At 70.3% G+C, this 19,190-nt stretch carries 15 protein-coding genes; 9 read left to right on the top strand and 6 right to left on the bottom strand.

All coding sequences use genetic code 11. The annotated features are described in order from the left end of the window. The first annotated feature begins 1,536 nt into the window (after positions 1-1,536). Positions 1,537-2,298, top strand: coding sequence for a hypothetical protein (locus tag AB0H37_RS35650; RefSeq protein WP_360617094.1), 762 nt, complete (start codon positions 1,537-1,539; stop codon positions 2,296-2,298). Positions 2,299-2,486: 188 nt separating this feature from the next. Here the strand turns inward: AB0H37_RS35650 and AB0H37_RS35645 are convergent, their stop codons facing one another. Then, positions 2,487-3,809, bottom strand: coding sequence for a tetratricopeptide repeat protein (locus AB0H37_RS35645; RefSeq protein WP_360617093.1), 1,323 nt, complete (start codon positions 3,807-3,809; stop codon positions 2,487-2,489). 156 nt (positions 3,810-3,965) lie between these two features. Next, positions 3,966-5,717, bottom strand: coding sequence for a hypothetical protein (locus AB0H37_RS35640; RefSeq protein ID WP_360617092.1), 1,752 nt, complete (start codon positions 5,715-5,717; stop codon positions 3,966-3,968). Between the two features lie 122 nt (positions 5,718-5,839). On the opposite strand from AB0H37_RS35640, the gene AB0H37_RS35635 reads away from it, so the two are divergent. After that, the gene (locus tag AB0H37_RS35635) at positions 5,840-6,505 is read left to right on the top strand and encodes a metallophosphatase domain-containing protein (protein ID WP_360617091.1); all 666 of its coding nucleotides are present in this window, start codon (positions 5,840-5,842) and stop codon (positions 6,503-6,505) included. 20 nt (positions 6,506-6,525) lie between these two features. Here AB0H37_RS35635 and AB0H37_RS35630 read toward each other — a convergent pair whose 3' ends face one another. Next, on the bottom strand, positions 6,526-6,807 hold the full coding sequence (locus tag AB0H37_RS35630) for a DUF6191 domain-containing protein (RefSeq protein WP_360617090.1): 282 nt from the start codon (positions 6,805-6,807) through the stop codon (positions 6,526-6,528). Positions 6,808-7,371: 564 nt separating this feature from the next. On the opposite strand from AB0H37_RS35630, the gene AB0H37_RS35625 reads away from it, so the two are divergent. Continuing rightward, entirely contained in the window at positions 7,372-8,412 is a 1,041-nt protein-coding gene (locus AB0H37_RS35625; RefSeq protein ID WP_360617089.1) for a hypothetical protein, read from the top strand. 1,110 nt (positions 8,413-9,522) lie between these two features. On the opposite strand, the gene AB0H37_RS35620 is transcribed toward AB0H37_RS35625, so the two are convergent. Together AB0H37_RS35620 and AB0H37_RS35615 are read right to left on the bottom strand one after the other, a co-directional pair. Further along, entirely contained in the window at positions 9,523-9,960 is a 438-nt protein-coding gene (locus tag AB0H37_RS35620) for a peptidase inhibitor family I36 protein (RefSeq protein ID WP_329095484.1), read from the bottom strand. Between the two features lie 138 nt (positions 9,961-10,098). Beyond that, complete coding sequence (locus AB0H37_RS35615; protein ID WP_329095482.1) at positions 10,099-11,238, bottom strand: serine hydrolase domain-containing protein; 1,140 nt, start codon at positions 11,236-11,238, stop codon at positions 10,099-10,101. 125 nt (positions 11,239-11,363) lie between these two features. On the opposite strand from AB0H37_RS35615, the gene AB0H37_RS35610 reads away from it, so the two are divergent. Continuing rightward, complete coding sequence (locus AB0H37_RS35610) at positions 11,364-12,662, top strand: cytochrome P450 (RefSeq protein ID WP_360617088.1); 1,299 nt, start codon at positions 11,364-11,366, stop codon at positions 12,660-12,662. Between the two features lie 5 nt (positions 12,663-12,667). On the opposite strand, the gene AB0H37_RS35605 is transcribed toward AB0H37_RS35610, so the two are convergent. Continuing rightward, entirely contained in the window at positions 12,668-13,846 is a 1,179-nt protein-coding gene (locus AB0H37_RS35605; RefSeq protein WP_360617087.1) for an FAD-binding oxidoreductase, read from the bottom strand. Between the two features lie 186 nt (positions 13,847-14,032). Between AB0H37_RS35605 and AB0H37_RS35600 the strand changes: the two genes are divergently transcribed. The 5 genes from AB0H37_RS35600 to AB0H37_RS35580 form a co-directional block, all read left to right on the top strand. Then, positions 14,033-14,692 carry a TetR/AcrR family transcriptional regulator gene (locus AB0H37_RS35600; RefSeq protein ID WP_179832429.1) on the top strand — a complete coding sequence of 220 codons (660 nt, stop codon included), beginning with the start codon at positions 14,033-14,035 and terminating at the stop codon, positions 14,690-14,692. A gap of 31 nt (positions 14,693-14,723) precedes the next feature. Then, entirely contained in the window at positions 14,724-15,008 is a 285-nt protein-coding gene (locus tag AB0H37_RS35595) for a GlsB/YeaQ/YmgE family stress response membrane protein (protein WP_179832430.1), read from the top strand. 248 nt (positions 15,009-15,256) lie between these two features. Continuing rightward, a complete protein-coding gene (locus AB0H37_RS35590; RefSeq protein WP_229810728.1) occupies positions 15,257-15,496 on the top strand; it encodes a DUF485 domain-containing protein in 240 nt (79 codons plus the stop codon). Beyond that, positions 15,493-17,157 carry a cation acetate symporter gene (locus AB0H37_RS35585; RefSeq protein WP_329095473.1) on the top strand — a complete coding sequence of 555 codons (1,665 nt, stop codon included), beginning with the start codon at positions 15,493-15,495 and terminating at the stop codon, positions 17,155-17,157. The genes AB0H37_RS35590 and AB0H37_RS35585 overlap by 4 nt, the downstream gene beginning before the upstream one ends. 190 nt (positions 17,158-17,347) lie before the next feature. Beyond that, positions 17,348-19,190: S8 family serine peptidase (locus AB0H37_RS35580; protein ID WP_360617086.1), on the top strand; the 1,843-nt coding region annotated here is incomplete at its 3' end.

Raw genomic sequence — 19,190 nt, 5'->3', positions numbered from 1 at the left:
AGGATCACGGCGTGTCAATGGCCAGGGGCGGCCGGGCCCGTCCCACGTGTTGCGTACGCGAGGACGGACGAAGATCGATCCTTGTGCGCAGGAGTTAGCAGTACGGGCCGGAGGTGCGCCCGCGCGAAGCTGTCTGTCACGGCGTCTCGTCGTTCGCGCGGGCGCACCCTCCGGGACGGGCATGCATGCTAACGGCGGTGCTGACAACGAGGTCGGATGATTTTGGACTGGTGTGGACGGGCGGGACGTTGCGGCGCCGGTCAGCGGGCACGTGGGGACGTGGCTGCAAGGGGCTGATCTCGCTTGGAAACAGAAGGTTAGGGGTTCAAGTCCCCTCGCCGGCTCCCAGCTCAGAGGCCCCCTGCGACGATCGCAAGGGGCCTCTCGCATCACCGTAGAAGCCATGGGAATCAACCGCCGAACAGCCTGCCAGGCTTCACCGAACGCGAGCCGTGCCTTCGCTTGGTCGACGTGCAGCGTACGGAGCTTGCTGATGATCTAGGTGTGAGCAGGAGAGTCTGCCGTGGCTTGGCAGTCTTCAACTCGCTGAGCACGATGCGGGTTTTGCGACCGCTGCTCTTGTCGCGATCTTTGATTCGCTTCACCGCGTGAGTGAGCCGCAGCGTCCCGGCATCCCGGTCAAGGGGCGGCGGCGCTCGCGCCGTTGGCGCGGCTCATCGCCCGTGCGGCCGGGGCATGCGGCGTGAGGGCCGGTCTCCGGCTGCACGCGCCCGGTCGCGCATTGGTGCGCGGCGCTTATGGCATCGCCATGTGATGGCCTGCGGTGCGGTTAGCGGCTTGTCCACGTGCGCCGAGCGATTGCGCTCGGATGCGTCGGGGCTGGAGCACCTACATCTGGTCATGCGTCCGCTCCCTGCCGCGATCCGCTTGGTCAGGCGTCGATCGGCGGCGAGGAGTTCCTCCTGGCAGGAACTAGATGCCTGCCGATTGTCGCAGCGGTCTGACTTTTCGTTGGACGGTGCCTCGCGATTTAGTGTCGGACGATTTAGGCCTTTTGGTCCGTCCGTTAAGTGGGTGGCCGAGTTGCTGGCCCCGGGGACTGGCGTGAGGTTACCGCTTCCTGGTTGTTGCTGAAGCTTGCCACAGCATCACCGCAGGTCGTTTGGCTGCGTGCTGCATGTCCTGAAGATGCGTCTTCGACACGGGCGGTCTCCCGAGACTGCGCCACTGCACGAATTGGTGGTCTCGTCGTCCGTCCGCGTTGCAAGGTGTCGCCCCTGGGGTGAAGGGCTTTCACTTTCAGTCTCCGAACCCGGCATTGATTGATGTATCCGGGACTTCGGTGGCTCTCCTTCCGCGGCGGCTTGCCGGGGCTCTTGCGTCCGATGCGGAGTGGCGGACGGTTTTCACCAGTGGCGAGAAAAGTAGGGACGCCACGCAGCAAACAAAAACCGGGAGTACCCCATGAAATCGGCATGCGGAAACTCGCGCCGAGAAAACCTCCCTCTCTACGGGGGAGGAGACGTACGTTCCGTCCTCCGGACAAAGGAGGCACGGGACAGTTGGGACGCTCTTATGGAGTGCCCCGAGCGTGCCGTCCTGCTGTGGGACCTCAACGGGGCGACTCTGGAGCTCGCCCCGTCCGGAGGAACACCGCAGCTCGACCTCGACGTTCGTCGGGAGCTCCCCCGATTGGGGGAACGGTACGCCGTCAATGGGATCTTGACGGGATGGGCGTACAACCAGGTCAGCGAGATCGGCCTGGCTGTCCCCGGCTGTCATGTATGGGGGCAACTCGCCTGCGAGCACTGGGACTGCGAGACGCAGACCCGCCGCGAGCTGGTGGAGCCCTCGTCCGGGCTGAGCACGGCCCACGAAAAACTGCACGAGGTGGTGAAGGACCTCCGTCTGGACACCGAGTGCATCTACGCCAAGTCTCACTCGCTCGCTTTCCTCTACCCGGGGAACACCGACCAGACGGTGGTCGAGCGACTGGTCAGCGAACTCGGGGACATCGCCAAGGCCGCTGGGGACCTGACGCTGCTGCAGGACCGCGGCTTCGTCAAGCTCGCACCCGCGAGCCTCGACAAGAAGGTCGCGCTCCAGCGGATCCTCAAGGAATGTGTTCCGTTCGAACCCTCCGTCATCATGGATGTGGGCGATATGCCCGACAGGGTGATCATGGAGGAGCTCGACCGGACGCGCCGCGAGGAGGGCATCCCGACCCTCAAGGTAGGTGTTCGCAACCTGCAGGACGGGGTCGACCTGGTCCTCCCCGGCCCGCCGCGGGGCGTTCTTCCGTTCATGCGAGCGCTGAGGGACGCACCCACCCGATAGCGCCGGCTCTGTAGTCGACCGACTTCGAGGCCGTCGCGGTTCACCTGTGGCCCCCGGATCCCCTGGGGCCGCTCATCCGGTGGCCCTCGGACACCCCGAGGCCACCCCGACCTGTGGCCCCCGGACATCCGGGGGCCACTTCTAGCGACGTGTCCCGTCGACTCGGCCGGCGTCCGTCCCGGCTGTGGTCAGGCGGCTTTGCCGCGGGCGATGTAGAGGTTCATGCCGGTGAAGTCGAGGGTGACGTTGTACGGCTTGTAGAAGCAGTGGGCGAAGTGGCCGATCGCGTCGAATCCCGGCCCGAAGGGCCAGGGGACGTTGACCGGCATGTTCGGGTCCGACTCGCAGTAGACGTCGTTGGCGGCGGCGTCGCCGAGGCGGACCTCCTTCGGGTAGCAGGGGTAGGTGACGGTCGGCTGGCTGTGTCCGAAGGTCTCGATCGGACGGTCGCCGTCGGTGCGGATCCCCAGTTGCTTGGCCGTTTCGCCGGACATGCCCGCGACGATCTCGCCGACTCCGCCGAGGTTCACGCCCACCACCCCTGTTCCGGCGCCGGCGTCGCCGGTGAAGGTGCCCCTGCTGTGGCACATGTGCTCCCGGGCCAGCCACAGCGGCAGGGGCTCGGCGCCCGCCCGTCTGGCGTCGGCGCGTACCTTCCCGGCCGCCTCGGAAGTCGGGCGGCGCAGGATCAGCGCCCCGCTCGCGTAGTCGAAGGTGGTCAGCAGGTGGTAGAAGACCCACGTGCCGATGAGGCCGTCGTTGGTCCTGACGGGCGCGTCGTCGGGTGACTCCGGCTCCGACCAGTTCACGGGGATGTTGCGCAGTTCTATGTCGCCCAGCTTGAAGGACTCCAGCACCCCGTAGTACGACCACATGATGTGGCCTTCGAAGTCGCTCCTCACCTTGTGCACGGGCCGCAGACCGGCCTCCCTGGCCACGTCGGCGGACATGCCCAGCCACCCGGCGCCGGTGTAGAAGCTGAAGAGCTTCGGGGGCCCGCCGTTGACCGAGACCTCGATCTGCGGCTCCGGGTCCACCTGCCGCCAGGGCACCCGCGCGACGTCGCCGTGGATCTCGTACGCGTCGCCGCCGACCGCCGCGAACCATTTGGCGTAGGCGTCCTCGCCGGCCGCCTCCCAGCGCGGTGCGGAGAGGGCGAACTTGTCCTGCCTGATGTAGCAGTCGCCCAGGAGCGAGTTGGTCTCCTTGTCGTCGGGCGCCAGCTTGAGAGCCATCGTGAGGTAGTTCTCCGCCTCGGGGAACCTGTTGCTCAGTAGCCCCACATAGCCGCGCCTGCGGGCCGCGTGCAGGTTCGCGGGGTCTTTCTTCAGGATCTCCTCGTACGCGCGGCCGGCCTGCTCGAACTTCCCCGCCTTGAACAACGCATCGGCGTCCCCGACGGCGTCCGCCCTGGCCGTTCCGCCCAGCAGCGGCGCCGCCGCGGCGGCACCGGCCACCACGGCCGCGCCCCGCAACAGCGAGCGCCGATCCCATGTCCCGTCGTCAGGCAAGTTTTCCCCTCTTCCGTGATCACGTTCCGAGCCGGGGCGGCATGCCCGGCACGGACCGTTGTGGTCCTTGCTCTCACTGAAGACGGACGGGGGTTGCGGTGGCGTATGCGAATCTCGATACGCCCGCGATACGTCCCGATCCCGGAGTCGCCGGTGTTATCGGGTGTTGGGCTCGATGCTTCTCAGGGCCTGCCGGGCGCGTTTCGCCACGTCGCCCTCGCCTGCGGCGTAGTCGCGGAGGACCGGGAGGGCGGGGCGGGCTGCGTCACCCATCAGGCTGAGGTCGTACAGCGTGCGCACCGGGTCGGCGGGGATCTGTTCGATCAGTACGGGCAGCGCCTCGTCGGCGTTGCGGGTGATCCTCCAGAGCGCGAAGGCCGCGGACGCGCGGGCGGGTTCGGCGGGGTCGTCGCGCAGGGTGCGCAGGGCGGGGACGGCCGCACGGGCCCGGGGGCCGAGTTCGCCGAGCCAGCCGCAGGCGTTGGAGTCGAAGCGCCAGCCGCGGCGTCCAGCCTTGCGGCCGAACTCGCGGCGACGATCCAGGACGTTCAGCAGGAGGCCGACGACCTCATCGTCGGCCGGTTCGCCGAGGCCCATCAGAGCGCGGACGGCGGAGAGGCCGGTCTCCGGGTCCGGGCCCGACGCGACCCGCCGGAGGACGGTCAGCGCACGTTCGTCGGCCAGACCCCATTTGCGCAGGAACATGCAACACGCGCCGGCGGTCTCAAGCTCACCGCTGTCGGGGGCGGGGACGTCGAGACGCGGGATCAGCCCTTCCAGGACGGCGGTGACCTCAGGAACGGCCTGTTCTCCATCGGGCCATTCCGCGATCCACGACAGCAGGGCCCCGGCCTCGACGGCAGAGGGAGAACTGGCGAGGCGTGCTCGGGCCTGGGGCCAGAGGTGCTCGGCCAGCGCCGACGCCGCACGGAACCGGTGCTGGAGCTGGAGGTCCAGCGTGCCGTGGCTGATCAGCCGCTGAAGCGGGGGCACGCATCGAGGATCACCGTGCCGCGCGAGCGCGACGAGGGCCTTCTCCGAGACTTCGGAGTCGCTCAGCGAGGCGGCCAGGGCATCGGCGTACGCGTCGTGAGACGGCAGATGGTTCGTGGCCACGGCCGCTCGCCGTACGGCTGGGTCCGGGTGCCGGAGCAGGGACGCGACGATAGGGGCGTGTTCGGGGAATCGCTGGAACAGGCGGTCTGCGGCGTCGACGAGGATCCGGGTGGCCGCTGCGTCCAGTTGGCCGGTCCTCACCCGCTCCAGCATCCGAGCCAGCCAGCGTGAGTGCAGCTCGGGCGTGGGGTGAAGCCAGCCGTCGACGGCCTCGACGGGGCCGCGCGGCGGGAGCCCGACCCACTCGGGGTCGCCCCAGGCCAGTTCGGCCAGGGCCGATCCGGCCTCGCCGCCGCAATGGGTGAGTGCGTCCAGGACCGTGTCGTCCACCGCCTCGGGCCTGTGCAGCAGCAGGCCGAGCGCGGCGCCCAGCGCGTCGGACGGCTCGCGATCCAGGCAGCGCCGCAGGTCGTCATGGGTCAGGGGGCACCGGCCGAGGGCCAGCAGGAGCGCGAGCCTGGTCGGGGCGTCCGGCTCGCTCGCGCTGCCGGCGCGGAGACGGGGAACCGCATCGTCGGGTATGTCCTGATAGGTGAGCACGACGGCCAGGATCCGGCGGATCCGCGGATCCGGGTGGGTGAGCCGCTCCAGCAGCGCGATCGGCCCCGCGCTTGCGGCGGCGCCCAGCCGGTCGACCCAGTTGCCGAGGGTGAACGGGGTTCCGGCCTCCACGTTCAGGTCGGCCAGCAGTGCCTCCAGCGCCGCGCCGCTGCGCCGGCCGGGTTGGTCCAGGTCGACGTCGAAGTCCCGGTGGACCACCGCCTGCCAGTCGAACCCGATCACCGATCCCACGCGCGCACTCTAGCTGGCCGAATCCGCGGATGGAGGGCGCTCCGCCTGGTGAACCGGCCCTGATCGGGTGAACCGATTGTCGTTTTTCTCATGGCGGTGCGGAGGCTCAGTACGCTTGCGTTATGCGGATTGTCGCGGTCGCCGATACGCACACCTTTCACCACGAGCTCGCCGTCCCCGGGGGCGATGTCTTCGTGCACGCCGGTGACCTGTGTCGGCGCGGCAAGGACCTCAAAGAACTCGAGGACGCCGCGGACTGGATCCAAGCCCTTCCGCATCGGACGAAGGTGGTCGTCGCGGGCAACCACGACTGGATGTTCCTGGACGAGCCCGAACGTGCTCGCGCCGTCCTGGCCGACCGTGGCATCCGCTATCTGGAGGACGGCGGAACGGAGATCGACGGCGTCACGTTCTGGGGCAGCCCCTGGCAGCCGGAGTTCAACGAGTGGGCGTTCAATCTTCCCCGGGGCCGTCCCCTCGCGGAGAAATGGGCCCTGATTCCGGACGGCGTCGACGTCCTGGTGACGCACGGGCCTCCGCTCGGAATCGGTGACGCGAACGCCTACCCCGGACGCCACGGTTGTGAGGACCTGCTGGCCCGGGTGCGGCAGATCCGTCCCAAGCTGCACCTGTTCGGGCACATCCACCAGGACGGGGGGCTCTGGCGCCACGGGGAGACGACTTTCGCCAACGTCACCACGTGGGAGGGCGAGCGCGGCCCGACCGTTGTGCGCCTGGAGACCTCGGGTGCCGCGGGCGAGATCGTGCCGCCTGCACGAACCAGCTGAACTGAGCCCGGCCTGGTCGATCAAGCGGTGCCGGGCGGACGCCGCACGGTGACGGTTCCGGATTCGAGGTCGACGTGCGTGCGCGGGGGCGCGCCGTCGTTCTCGTCGTCACGCAACATCAACGAGGAGCGGCGCTGCTCCTGCTGATGGCGGTGCGTGCCGTGGAAGAAGGCGTCCAGTTCGCCGACGGCGACCGCGGAGACCGGGCGGCCCGCCTCGTCCCGCCTCCACGGCAGGTGGAACCTGCGGTGCGCCCACAGGCCGGCGCGGTCGAGGACGGCAAAGGCCACCAGCGCGATCACGAGCCCGGGGATCGTAAGGAACGCGATGACTGCCACAGTCTTCCCAACGGGCCCGGTTCCTCAGCGGTTCCGCGTGGCGGCCTCGTTCTTGGCGGCACGAGGCGACGCCTTTCTTGCGCCTGCTTCCACCCCGGTGGTCACCGACGTAGTGGTGGGACGCGGCACTGGGCCTGCCGGTCGTGCCGGAGGAGTGCCTCCAACGGTCGAGCCCGGGGATTCGGAGTGATCATGGCGGGAAAAATGCGCGACCGATAATCGCCAATTCCGCGTGAGATCGAATTTCTAGAGGCGGGCGCTTGTCCGGCGGCCGGTTTCCTGGACGGTGGGTGATGGCCCTGCCGCTTTCGGGAGCATAACCGCCAAAGGCGTCAGGCCCTGCGCATTTGCTAGGCATGCGCAGCAAACACAAACAAAAAGAAGGACACGAACGTGAACTATAGGAGAAAAGTTCGGTTCACGTCGCCGGAGTGGCTCTTTTGCCATCTCGGCGGCTTCTACAGATGGGTGGTCCGTCACCCGCGGCGTGCCGCGCGGTGGCTCGCGGGGCACCCACAGCGCGCCAAGGTGTGGCTCGTCACGACCGTGGTCGGTTCGCTCTGGCTGGTCGCGGCCTCGGCATCGCATGTCGGAGGGGCGATCTTCCAGCGCACGACGACGGCGGTCATGCAGCCGCTGACGGTAGATCACCAGGTGGCGGCCCTCCAGGCGACCACCATCACCTACTTGTTCGGCGCCCCGCTCTATGTGGCGCTGCTCATGGCGGCGCGTCGGCGGCTGCGGGAGAACCGTCTCCTCGACGCCGTGCCGCACACCGGAAGGCGCGATCGGATCCTCGCCGGTCTCTCGCGCGCGGCCCAGAGGTTCTCCCCGGCGCACAGGCTCCTCTCTCGTCTTGTCGAGAAGGAGCGGAAGCACCGGTGGGTGCTGACGGTCCTGCCTTTCCTGATCAGTTTCGTCAGCGCCAATCTCCTGGCGCAGTTCTACGTGACGAGGCTGCCGTTCTCGGCCGGCAACGCGATCACGACCCTCGGCCCGATCGCCATGGCCATGGCGATCGCGTGGAGGGACGACAGGAAGGGACTTCCGCTGCTTCTGCCGCTGATGTCGGCGGTCGGGGCGGCCCTGATGATCCCCTGGGGACAGCGCATCGACGGTGTCGGCGTACTGGCCGCCCTGTGCGGCGCGGTGTCCTCCGCCGTCATGGTGTCGGGGGGAAAGGCGATGGCCCATGCGGGGATCCTGCTCAAGGGAACGGGTCTGTCCATGGTGGCCGGCCTGCTTCTCGGAGCGCCCTCCCTGCTTCTGGTCCACTGGACCGGGGAGGTCGTCGTCCGCGGAGCCGTCGCAGGTCTCCTCGGAGTCGCCGGAAGCGCCCTCTACTGGCTCGCACAGGCGCCGCTCCACCTCCCGAAGAGGCTGGCCGGTGCACTGTCGGCCAACGGGCCGGCGCTGACCAGCGTGGTGGGGCTCGTCGTCCTCGGCCAGGGCGTCGGCCTGGTCTGCATGGTCGGGATCGCCACGATCCTGATCGCCTCGCTGCTCAACGCCGCGCTGACCGGCTCAGAGGACGAGAAAGCGGCGGAGGTCGCAAAGTACAACTACTAGGCTCCCGCCGGGACGCCGAGTGCGAAGGGAGTGCCGATGGTGCTTCCGAGCGCGGGGCGGACATTCTCCGGCGTGGGCAGAACTGACTTCTGGCAGGCGTGATGCCGAGCCAGGAGGTGAACTGGCGCGCTTCTCTTTGGGTGCGCTCATGTGATGCGGCCCCGAGGAATACCTCGGGGCTGCGTTCGTGAAGCTCGGTGGTCCGGGAACCAGTGACCTGGGAGAGGCGGCTCCCCGCAGGTCGCGGGGAGCCGGTGACTTGATCAGAGGCGCAGGTCAGCGTCCCCCGGAGGTTCTCGCCGCCTCGGCCTCCTCCCTGGTGTCGTACGGCCCGGAGACGATCCGGTCGGACCCGACTTCCAGGACCCACCATTTGTTGTTCTTTCGCTTGCGCACGCGAGTTGCCACGTTGTTCACCAGCTTTCCGTTGCGTCACCGCCCGCACCTAGCGCGGACTGCCGACCTATTACCGTGTCGTTCTCGTGTCGGGGTGCAAGCACAAGGGACCAGAGGTCGGTGCGTGATCGTGCGACAGTGTGCCGGGCAGAGGTCGCGGGTGCCCGAGCGACCGAATTGCGGGGCATATCCTGCGGCGTTGCCAGCGAGATGGCCGCAGGTGTTTCGGAGCCGTGTCAAAGATCAACAGCTTCGGTTCCGAACCGGTGGAAGCCCGGATGGCCGCGGGCGACGAACTGACCTAGCCTGCTGAAGCAGAGGGCAAAACGGTCGTCGAATCTTCGGTGAGCGGTGCGATCCCGCCTGCGGCGGGGCGGGCGGCAAGAGGGTCGCCCCCATCGAAGAGGAGGAGTCGGCCATGCCCTTCGAGGGGAACCAGAGAAGCGACCGTATTCGGTTGCGATCTCCGTGGGCTCTTGGAGCCTTGGTTTCACTGACGCGGCCGGTCTATGAGATCGTCCGCGACTGGCACCGCTGGTAAGCGGTCCGTGGGCCCCACCAATGCGGTGGGGCCCTCGCCATGCCCGCGCCTCGCGGGGAGTTCGGAGGCTCGACGGCGCGGTCAGGTCCGGGTGGCAGGCAAGACGAGGCCGTCCGGCCGGGGTGGGACGTGGCCGGCCGGACGGCGGGGGGAAGCGGGTCAGTCCTAAGTCATCAGGCCCAGTTGACCAGGTCGACGGTGTCGTTGTCGGACGGCGGCTCCTCCAGGGGCTGGCCGGGGTACAGCGGACGGGCCTTGTCCTTGTCCGCGTCGATCAGTACGGCCAGGCTGTGGGTGTTGTTGACCCAGGAGGAGACGTTGTTGGCGGCGGTGCGGTTGCCCATGGGCAGGGAGTTGAGGTTGACCGGGTAGCCGGCGCCGATGCCGTAGGCGGGTCCCTGCCGGTTGTAGTGCTGGTAGAGGCAGAGGGTGGCCGGTGGGCAGCCCTCGGCGTCGTCGAGTTGGACGACGCCGGGCGGCAGGTCCGCCTGGGCGGGCCGAGTCGTGGCGGTGGCGGCCTGGGCGGCGGTCGAGGCCGCGAGGCCGGTCACGGTGGCGCAGGCGGCCAGGGCGGTCGTGCTTACCAGGAGGCGCGCTTTCCAATTGGTCATCGGGGCTCTCCATTCGTATGGCTTGGTTTGCGGCTGGGTTACACCGCGCGACAAGAGTTACACGGAGAGTGATGAGCGACCAGACTGCCATGATGGCCTTATGTGGTCAGATTACTACTGACTGTGAGAACGGGTCGGTCAGGTGCCGCACAGGGCGTCTGGGAGGGCGGCCTTCATGGCTTCGTCCAAGGCGGGCCCGCCGCCCGGGTTCAGGTTGACCATGACGGTGGCCTGCCGGCCGTGCGTGGTGGCGCCTGTGCGGACGCTGAAGCCGAGCATGTCGCCATCGTGGCTCCAGAAGCCGTCCTTGCAGGTGGACGAGTTCTTGACGGGGATCCACTCCAGTCCCAGGCCGTACTCGGAGCCCGAGGTGCGGCCCGTGGGGCGGGTGGTCAGCATCTCCCGCAGTTGTGCCGGCTTCAGCAGGCGTCCGCGGAGGACGGCCGCCATGAAGCGGTTGAGGTCCGAGGCGCTGGAGATCATGCCGCCTCCGGCTCCGGCGACGGTTGGGTTGAGGCGGGTGATGTCCACCAGGTCGGACTGCGGCCGGACGTAGCCGCGGGGATGAGGGCCGGGGATGCCGGGGGCGTCCGTCGGGACGAAGGTGTCGTGCAGTCCGAGGGGACGGATCACGCGTCGGCGGATCTCCTCGCCGTAGGGGTGCCCCGTCGCGCTCTCGATGATCATCCCGGCCAGGAGGTAGTTGGTGTTGGAGTAGCCCCAGCCCTTGCCGGGTTCGAATTCCCGCTGGTGCGGCAGGGCGATGTCCACCAGTTCGCGGGCCTCCCAGTGCCGGAGCGGGTCCTTGAGCACCTCCAGCGGTGACATGTAGTCCAGGACGTCCGGCAGCCCGCTGGTGTGCTGGAGCAGCTGGCGGACGGTGATCTGCCGCCCGTCGTTGTCCGCGCCGCGCACCACGCCGGGCAGGTACCGCTCCACGGGAGCGTCGAGTTCGACGCGGCCTTCGCCGACGAGCTGGAGGACGACGGTGGCGACGAACGGCTTCGTCAGGCTGCCGATCCGGAAGCGGCTTCGGGGGCTGACCGGTGTGTTCGTCCGGATGTCGGCGACTCCGCTGGTGGCCGTCAGACGGCCGTGCCGGTCGTGGACTTGCGCGAGCGCCCCCGGAGCGCCGTCCGGACCGCTCAGGCTCTCCACCACCTGTCGCAGGTTCGTGGGGCGGGGCGTGGCCGCGTTCGCCGGGGTGGCCGAGGCCCCGACCGCCAGGGCCAGGACGACGGCCGCCGCGCCGCAGGGGATCAGGCTTCTTGTGATCATGCATCGGGACGATAAGGAGCGGCGCTTCGGGCGCACATCCAGCGTGTGAGCCATCCGTGCCCTCACCCGTATTGGGGAGCGAAGAGTGGGTTGTCGTGGGCTGGGACGGTTCCTACGGTTGAGTCATGGACGAACGGGGTGTGCGGGGGCCGGGGGCGGTCGAGGCTGTCCGGTGGTGGGGGCGGATGGCCCGGAGCCCGCTCGACACCTACGGGGCCCTCGCCCGACGCTACGGGGACGCCGTACGGGTGCCGTTCGGGCGGAATCGGGCGTTCTTCCTGTTGTCGCGCCCCGAGCATGCGGAGCGGATCCTCGTCGCCAACCAGGACAACTACGTGAAGGCGTTCACGTACCGGCCGCTCCGGGCCGTCCTCGGGGACGGGCTCCTGACCAGTGAAGGCGGGACGTGGCGGCGGCATCGGCGGGTGGTGCAGCCGGTGTTCGCGCAGCGGCATGTCGTCGGGTTCGCGTCGCAGATGGTCGACACGGCCGCTCAAGCCGTCGGACGGTGGCCCGACGGGGTCGCGCTGGACGCGGCGGGGGAACTGCGGCGGCTCACGCTGGGCATCGTGGGACGGGCGCTGTTCGGCAGCGAGCTCGAAGGGGAAGCCGAGAAGACCGGGCGGGCGCTCGAGGCCCTCCAAAGGGCTGCGGTAGCCGGGACCTTCCTGCCCGGGGTGACCGCGAAGCGGGGTGTGTATCAGCGGGTGCCGGGGCTCGGGGGTGCTCTGGAGCACCTTGACGGCATGGTCCAGCGGGTCGTGAAGGGCCCGTCCGGTGGCGAACTGTTGAATCTCCTGAAGGAGAGCGGTCAGTTCAGCGACGCGGAGCTGCGCGACGAGGTTCTGACCCTGCTGCTGGCAGGGCACGAGACCACTGCGGCTTCGCTCGCCTGGACGTTCATGCTCCTGTCGAAGTACCCGGCGGCCAGAGACCGCCTGGAGGACGAGGTGGACGAGGTTCTCGGCGGAAGGGAGCCGAAGGCCGAGGACGTCGACCGTCTGCCGTGGACGAAGGCGGTCCTGTCGGAGGCGATGCGGCTCTACCCGCCCGCCTGGACCATCGAGCGCGACGCGCTGGAAGACGACGAGGTCGCCGGAGTGCGGGTGCCGGCCGGTTCGACGATCGCCGTGCCGCCGTATCTGATCCATCGGAACGCCGAGGTCTGGCCCAATCCGGAGGGTTTCCAGCCGGAGCGGTTCATGGGGGAGCAGAAGCATCCCCGGTACGCGTACCTGCCGTTCGGCGGCGGGCGCCGCATCTGCGTGGGCGCCGGTTTCGCGATGCTGGAGGCGACGCTGGTGCTCGCCACCATCGCCCGGACGCAACGGCTCGACCTGGTTCCGGGCGTGGCCGTGCCCGTCCGGGCGGAGATCACGTTCCGCCCTGCCGGGGCCCTTCCGATGCGGGTCATGCGGAGGTAGGCCGCTCAGGCGGGCCGGATGTTGTGGTTGCGGTGGAAGACGTTCTGCGGGTCGTAGGCGCGCTTGACCTCGCGCAGCCGCCGGAAGTTCTCCGGGGTGTAGGCGGCGGCCGTCCTGGACGTGTCGTGCAGGAAGTTCAGGAACGAGCCGCCGGTCGCGAAGGCGGCGAGCGGAGCGGCGTCGGCAGCGGAGCCGTCGATGGTGAGGGAGAACGGGACGTCCCGGTGCCCGACCGGGCCGGCGTCCGGGGCGGGACGCGCCATGGCGCCGCCCCAGTGCCGCAGCTCGATCCCGGACGCGTCACTGTGGGCGATCGCAGAGATGAGGGCGTCGGGCAGACCGGCGTACAGATGGAAGTGCAGAGGCGCAGTACTGCCCAGCGACTCGGTCTCGGCGTAGGGCATCGTCCTGAAGTCGTCGTGCAGGGGCGGACCCGCGACCTTGAGTAGTGAGCGCAACGCGCGCGCGCCGTCTGCGGCGGTTCCCGCGTAGACGGCGCGGACGGCGACGACCCGGCCGTAGTCCGCGTGGTTCGTCAGCGCGACCGAGACAGTGAGCGCGTCGGGGCGGGTGGGCGCCTCGTCCCGGAAGCGCGTGAGTACGTCGGCGGCCCGTTCGCCGGGGAACAGCGCGACTCCCGCGTAGACCGTCGAGACGGGGTGGAGCCGGAACTCCAGGGACGTGACGACGCCGAAGTTGCCGCTGCCACCGCGCAGTGCCCAGAAGAGGTCGGGGTGGTGGCCGGCGTCGGCGGTGAGGTGCCGGCCGTCGGCGGTGACGAGCTCGGCGCGCAGCAGGTGGTCGGCGGCGAAGCCGAACCGGCGGGACAGCCAGCCGACGCCGCCGCCGAGGGTGTAGCCGGTGACGCCGACGGAGGCGTGCGAACCCGACAGCGGCGACAGGCCGAGCGGCGCGGCGGCGGCGATCACGTCGCTCCAGCGGGCGCCGGCCTCGGCGCGGGCGATGCGGCGGGACGGGTCGACGAGCACGCGGGACATCCGGGACGTCCTCAGCAGCAGCCCCTCGTCCGGCGGGACGACGGTGCCGTGCCCGGTGGCCTGGACGGTCAGGGGCAGGCCGCGCTCGCGGGACGCGAGGATCGCGGCGCGTACGTCCGCGGGACCGGTGGCGTCGACGGTCGGCGGCTCGGCGGTGCGGGTGCGGGGCTGGACGGCGGTGTTCATGGTCTCTTCCTTCCGGAGGAATTTTCTCCACTTAGTTTAACCGTAGCACCAGCCGGAGGTTCTGTCTCCACTTGGCGGCCGACTTCTCTGATGACCTCGCCCGCTGACGCTATAGTCACTATCTTTGATAGTCAATATTCGTGACTAAATAGAATCGGAGGACGGGCCTCCACTACGCTGGGGCGCATGGGTACGAAGCAGCGGCCGCTGCGGGCCGACGCGCGGGATAATCGCGACCGGATCCTCGCCGCCGCCCGCGAGGTGTTCGTCGAGCAGGGGCCGGGCGCGCCGCTGGAGGAGATCTCGCGGCGCGCGGGCACCGGCATCGCCACGCTCTACCGGCGCTTTCCAGACCGGCAGACGCTGACGAGGGCCGTCGCCCTGGACGCCCTGGAGCGCACGCGGGACGAGGTCAAGCGCGCGCGGGACGAGGAGCAGACGGCCTTCGCCGCCCTAGTCCGCTACATGCACCGCGTGCTGGACATCCGCATCGGCGCCGTCTTCCCCGTCCTGCTGGACCAGATCCCGTTCGACGACCAGGAGATCGCCGCCACCCGGGACGAGGGCGTCGCCGTCATGAAGGGGCTCGTCGCCGCCGCCCAGAAGGACGGAGACCTGCGTCCGGACGTCACGCACGGCGATGTCGGGATGATGCTCGTGCGGCTGTCGCGCCCGATGCCCGGTCCGCTGCCGCGGGAGACGGGCGAGGAGCTGGCGCACCGGCATCTCGACCTGCTCATCGACGGTCTGCGCGCCGAGGGCCCCGCAGGACGTCCCCAGGAGCTCGGCGGCCCGGCGCTGACCTTCGACGACCTGCGGTCCATGGGCGGCGACCCGGAAAGGTGACGTCCGGGCCGTAATGGGCACAGGCCAGGACATGAACATCACAGGCATCATCACCGCGATCGTCATCGGTGGGGTCATCGGGGCGCTCGGCCGGCTGCTGCTGCCCGGCCGCCAGCCCATCGGCGTCATCATGACCGTGATCGTCGGTATCGTCGCCGCGCTCATCGGGACGGCCGTCGCGCAGAAGGTCGGGGTGTCCACGACGAGAGGGATCGACTGGATCGAACTGGTCTTCCAGATCGGCCTGGCGATGTTGGGGGTCGCGATCGTCGCCGCTCTCCGGGCCAGGCGCGGCCATCGCCGCTACGAACGCTGACCGCCGTCCCCATAAGGGCCCGAGCGCCATCGTCCCCGCCTGACCTGGGCGGTCGCGGCCACCGCTCCACCGCGGCGGCCGTTTGGCCGTCTCCGGCCGCCGCCATGCGGATCTCGTCAAACGGTGCTTGCGGTCCGCGAATCTTTGCTCTCATAGGGCGACCGAAAGGACGCGGAGAGTGACGAAGGCGGGGGGACCGAATGGCGGGGGGACTTGCGCCCGTTGCGGGACATGAGAGGTTCCTGCTGTTGCGGAGGCGGTTCCGGCGGGCGGCGGTCGTGGTCACGGCCGGGTTCCTCGGGTGGTATCTCGTGTTCGTCGGGCTGGCCGCGTTCGCTCGCGGGTTCATGGCGCGGACGGTCGCCGGGCACGTCAACGTCGCGCTGCTGCTCGGGCTGCTGCAGTTCGTCTCGACGTTCGCGCTGACCTGGGGATACCTGGCGTACGCGCGCCGGAGGCTGGATCCGCTGGCCGGGGAGCTGCGGTGACGGGGCGCGCGCTGACGTTCGGGCTGTTCCTGGCGTTCATCCTGATCACGCTGGCCATCACGGTGCGGGCGCGGGCGACCACGCGCGGCGCCGACGACTTCTACGCGGGCGGGCGGACGTTCACCGGCCCGCAGAACGGGATCGCGCTCGCCGGCGACTACATGTCGGCGGCCTCGTTCCTCGGCATCGCCGGGATCATCGCGCTGAACGGGTACGACGGGTTCCTGTACTCGATCGGGTTCCTGGTGGCGTGGCTGCTCGCGCTGCTGCTGGTCGAGATGGTCCGCAACGCGGGCCGGTTCACGATGGGGGACGTGCTGGTGCGCCGGGTGCGGCGGCAGGCGCCGGTGCGGCGGGCCGCGGCCGTGTCCACCGTGACCGTGTCGGTTTTCTACCTGCTCGCCCAGATGGTCGGGGCCGGGGCGCTGGTGTCGCTGCTGCTCGGCATCCACCGCGGCGAGCGTTTCCTCGGGATGGGCGCGGGCACCGCGAAGACCGTCACGATCGTGGCGGTGGGCGCGCTGATGATCCTCTACGTGGCGTTCGGCGGGATGAAGGCCACGACCTGGGTGCAGATCATCAAGACCGGGCTGCTGATGGCCGGGGCGGTGGTGCTGACGGCGCTGGTGCTCGGCAGGTTCGGGTTCGACGCCGGCGCGATGCTCGGGTCGGCCGCCGACGCGAGCGGGAAGGGCGGGGCGTTCCTGCGCCCCGGGCTCCGGTACGGGCAGGACGTCCCGGGCGACGCCTACCGGACCGTGGTCAACAAGCTCGACTTCATCAGCCTCGCGCTCGCCCTCGTGCTCGGCACGGTGGGCCTGCCGCATGTCGTCGCGCGGTTCTTCGCCGTCCCCGACGGGCGCGCCGCGCGCACGTCGGTGTCGTGGGCGATCGGCCTCGTCGGCGTCTTCTACCTGATGACGCTCGCGCTCGGCTTCGGCGCGGCGGCCCTGGTGGGACGGTCCGCGATCGTCGCCCAGGACCCGTCGGGCAACACCGCGGTGCCGCAGCTCGCGCAGGCCGTCGGGCAGCACGTCGGCGGACGGGCCGGCGGGGACGTCATGCTGGCGTTCATCGGGGCGGTGGCGTTCGCGACGATCCTCGCGGTGGTGTCCGGGCTGGTGCTGGCGTCGTCGACGTCGCTGGCTCACGACTACTTCGGCCAGGTGCTGATGCTCGGCCGCCCGCGCGAGTCGCAGGAGGTCGCGGTCGCGCGGTTCGCCTCGTTCCTCGTCGGCTCGCTGGCGATCGTCCTGGCGGTGGTCGCCCGCGACCTGAACGTGGCGTTCCTGGTGGCGCTGGCCTTCGCGATGGCCGCCTCGGCGAACGTCCCGGCGATCGTGCTGTCGCTGTTCTGGCGCCGGTTCAACTCCGCCGGGGTCGTCGCGGGCATCTACGGCGGCCTGGTCGCGTCGCTGGTGCTGGTCGTCTTCTCGCCCGTCGTGTCCGGCAAGGTCGATCCGGTGACGGGGGAGAGCCTGTCGCTGTTCCCCTCGGGCGTCGACTTCCACCTGTTCCCGCTGGAGAACCCGGGCCTCGTGTCGATCCCGATCGGGTTCGCGTGCGCGGTCGCCGGGACCTTCGCCGGACGGGAGAAGGCCGACCGGGACCGCTACGACGACCTGTCGGTCCGCGCTCTGACGGGTGCAGGATCACAGTGACCCGGACGGCGCCCACGGGTTAGCATGCCGTGCCCGGTTTGATTACCCGTGAGTACGGAAGGCTGAGCCGGGAAGATCCGCGCTGTCCGAGACCGTGCCCTAATGTGCCGAGTGCCCGGGCCAGGGGCGGTTCGCGTGGCAGAATGTCACCCGCCGTGGAGCACGGCGGTCAGCCATAGGGAGGGGCGGCGTGTCCGAAGCCGGTCGGCGCCGTCCTGCGCAAGCCCGACCGGCCGTGCCGTTGCTCCGGTTCGGCGCCCGGACGACCGCGGCCCTCACCGCCCTCACGCTCGGCGGCGCCGTGGCGGTGCCCGCGGCGATCGTCTCCGACACCCCGGCGAAGGGCCGGACGGTTCGCGGGGCGTCGGCCGGCGCCGTGGCCGGGCCGCTGCTGAACGCCCCGACCGACCAGATCCGCTCCCGCGAGTGGCACCTCGACGTCCTGCGCGCCCAGAAGGCGTGGCGGTACTCCAGGGGACGCGGCGTCACGGTCGCCGTCCTCGACACCGGCGTCGACCGGCGGCACCCCGACCTCACCGGGCGGGTCGTCACCGGCCCCGACCTGACCGGCGGCGTCCGCCGTCCGGGCAGCCGCTACTGGGGCCTGCACGGGACGTCCATGGCCAGCATCATCGCAGGCCACGGCCACGGCCCCGAGCTGTCGCAGGGCATGATGGGCGTCGCGCCGCTGAGCAACGTCCTGTCCATCCGCGTCACGCTGGAGAACGACGACCCGCTGCGCCGCGACAACGGGCAGCAGTCCGGCGCCGGCGGCGACCGCGACGCGGTGGCCCAGGGCATCCGGTACGCCGTCGACCACGGCGCCGGGATCATCAACATGTCGCTCGGCGGCGGCCGCCAGTCCTACAACGGCACGCCCTCGCAGGAGAAGGCGATCCGGTACGCGCTCTCCAAGGGCGTCGTGCTCATCGCCTCCGCCGGCAACGACGGCTCGGGAGCGAACCGCAGGAACTTCCCCGCCGCCTACCCGGGCGTGATCGCCGTCGGCGCGCTCGACCGTCGCCTGCGCCTGTGGAAGGACAGCAACCGGCGCTCGGGCGCCGCCGTGTGCGCGCCCGGTGTCGAGATCGTCAGCGCGGACGCCAGCAACGGCTACGTCGTCGGGACGGGTACCAGCGCCTCGTCCGCGATGGTCGCCGGGGTCGCCGCGCTCGTCCGCTCCCGCTACCCGAGGCTGAGCCCCGAGGAGGTCAGGCGGGCGCTCGTCCAGGGCTCGCCGGCCCGCGCCGCCCACCCCACCGGGTCGCCCGAATGCCACGGGGCGGTCGACGCGGTCCGCACCCTCGTCGCCGCCAACCAGATCAACAAGACCTCCAGCGGGCCGGTGGAGACGCCGCCCCCGGCCGCGACGCCCCAGCCGGCCGCGCAGTCGCCCGGCCGCGACTCCGGCGTGCTGTTCCCGCTCGTCCTCGGCGGCGGGGGGCTGCTGGTCGTGCTCGGGCTCGTGCTCGGGTGGCGGCAGCGGCGGCGCCCCGAGGAGGACGCCGGGGACACCGACGCCGTCGCCGACTACGGCCTGCCGTCCGCCCCGGCCGCGCCGCGCGAACCCGCGGCCGCCGTGCCCGCGGCCCCCGCCGAGACGTACGCGGCGCCGGTGGTCGCGCCGGTCAACGCGCCGCTCTTCCAGAACAACGAGGTCTACCCGGGGCCCGCCGTCGTCGAGGAGCCTCCGCTGCCGGGCGCCCCGCCGCAGGCCGCCCCGCTCTGGGACGCCCCGCGGCCCGAGCCCGACCCCGCCGCGTTCACGCCGCCGGACCCCGGTTTCGCCGAGCCCGCGCCGTCGTCCGGCTGGGACGGGCGGCCGCCGCCCCCCATCGAGCCGAAGCAGCCCCCGATCATGCCGAGCGAGCTGCGCCCGTTCGTCCCCGGCGAGTGCACCGCGGGCGGGCACGGGAAGCACAACGGGCACGACCCCCTCAACGGGCACGACCCCCTCAACGGGCACGACCCCCTCAACGGGCACGACCCCCTCAACGGGCACGACCCCCTCAACGGGCACGACCCCCTCAACG

The sequence above is a fragment of the Actinomadura sp. NPDC023710 genome, from assembly GCF_040639875.1.
Classification (GTDB): Bacteria; Actinomycetota; Actinomycetes; order Streptosporangiales; family Streptosporangiaceae; genus Spirillospora; species Spirillospora citrea.
The sequence above is the reverse complement of the archived record's forward strand: the minus strand, read 5'-3'. Positions and strand labels throughout refer to the sequence as shown.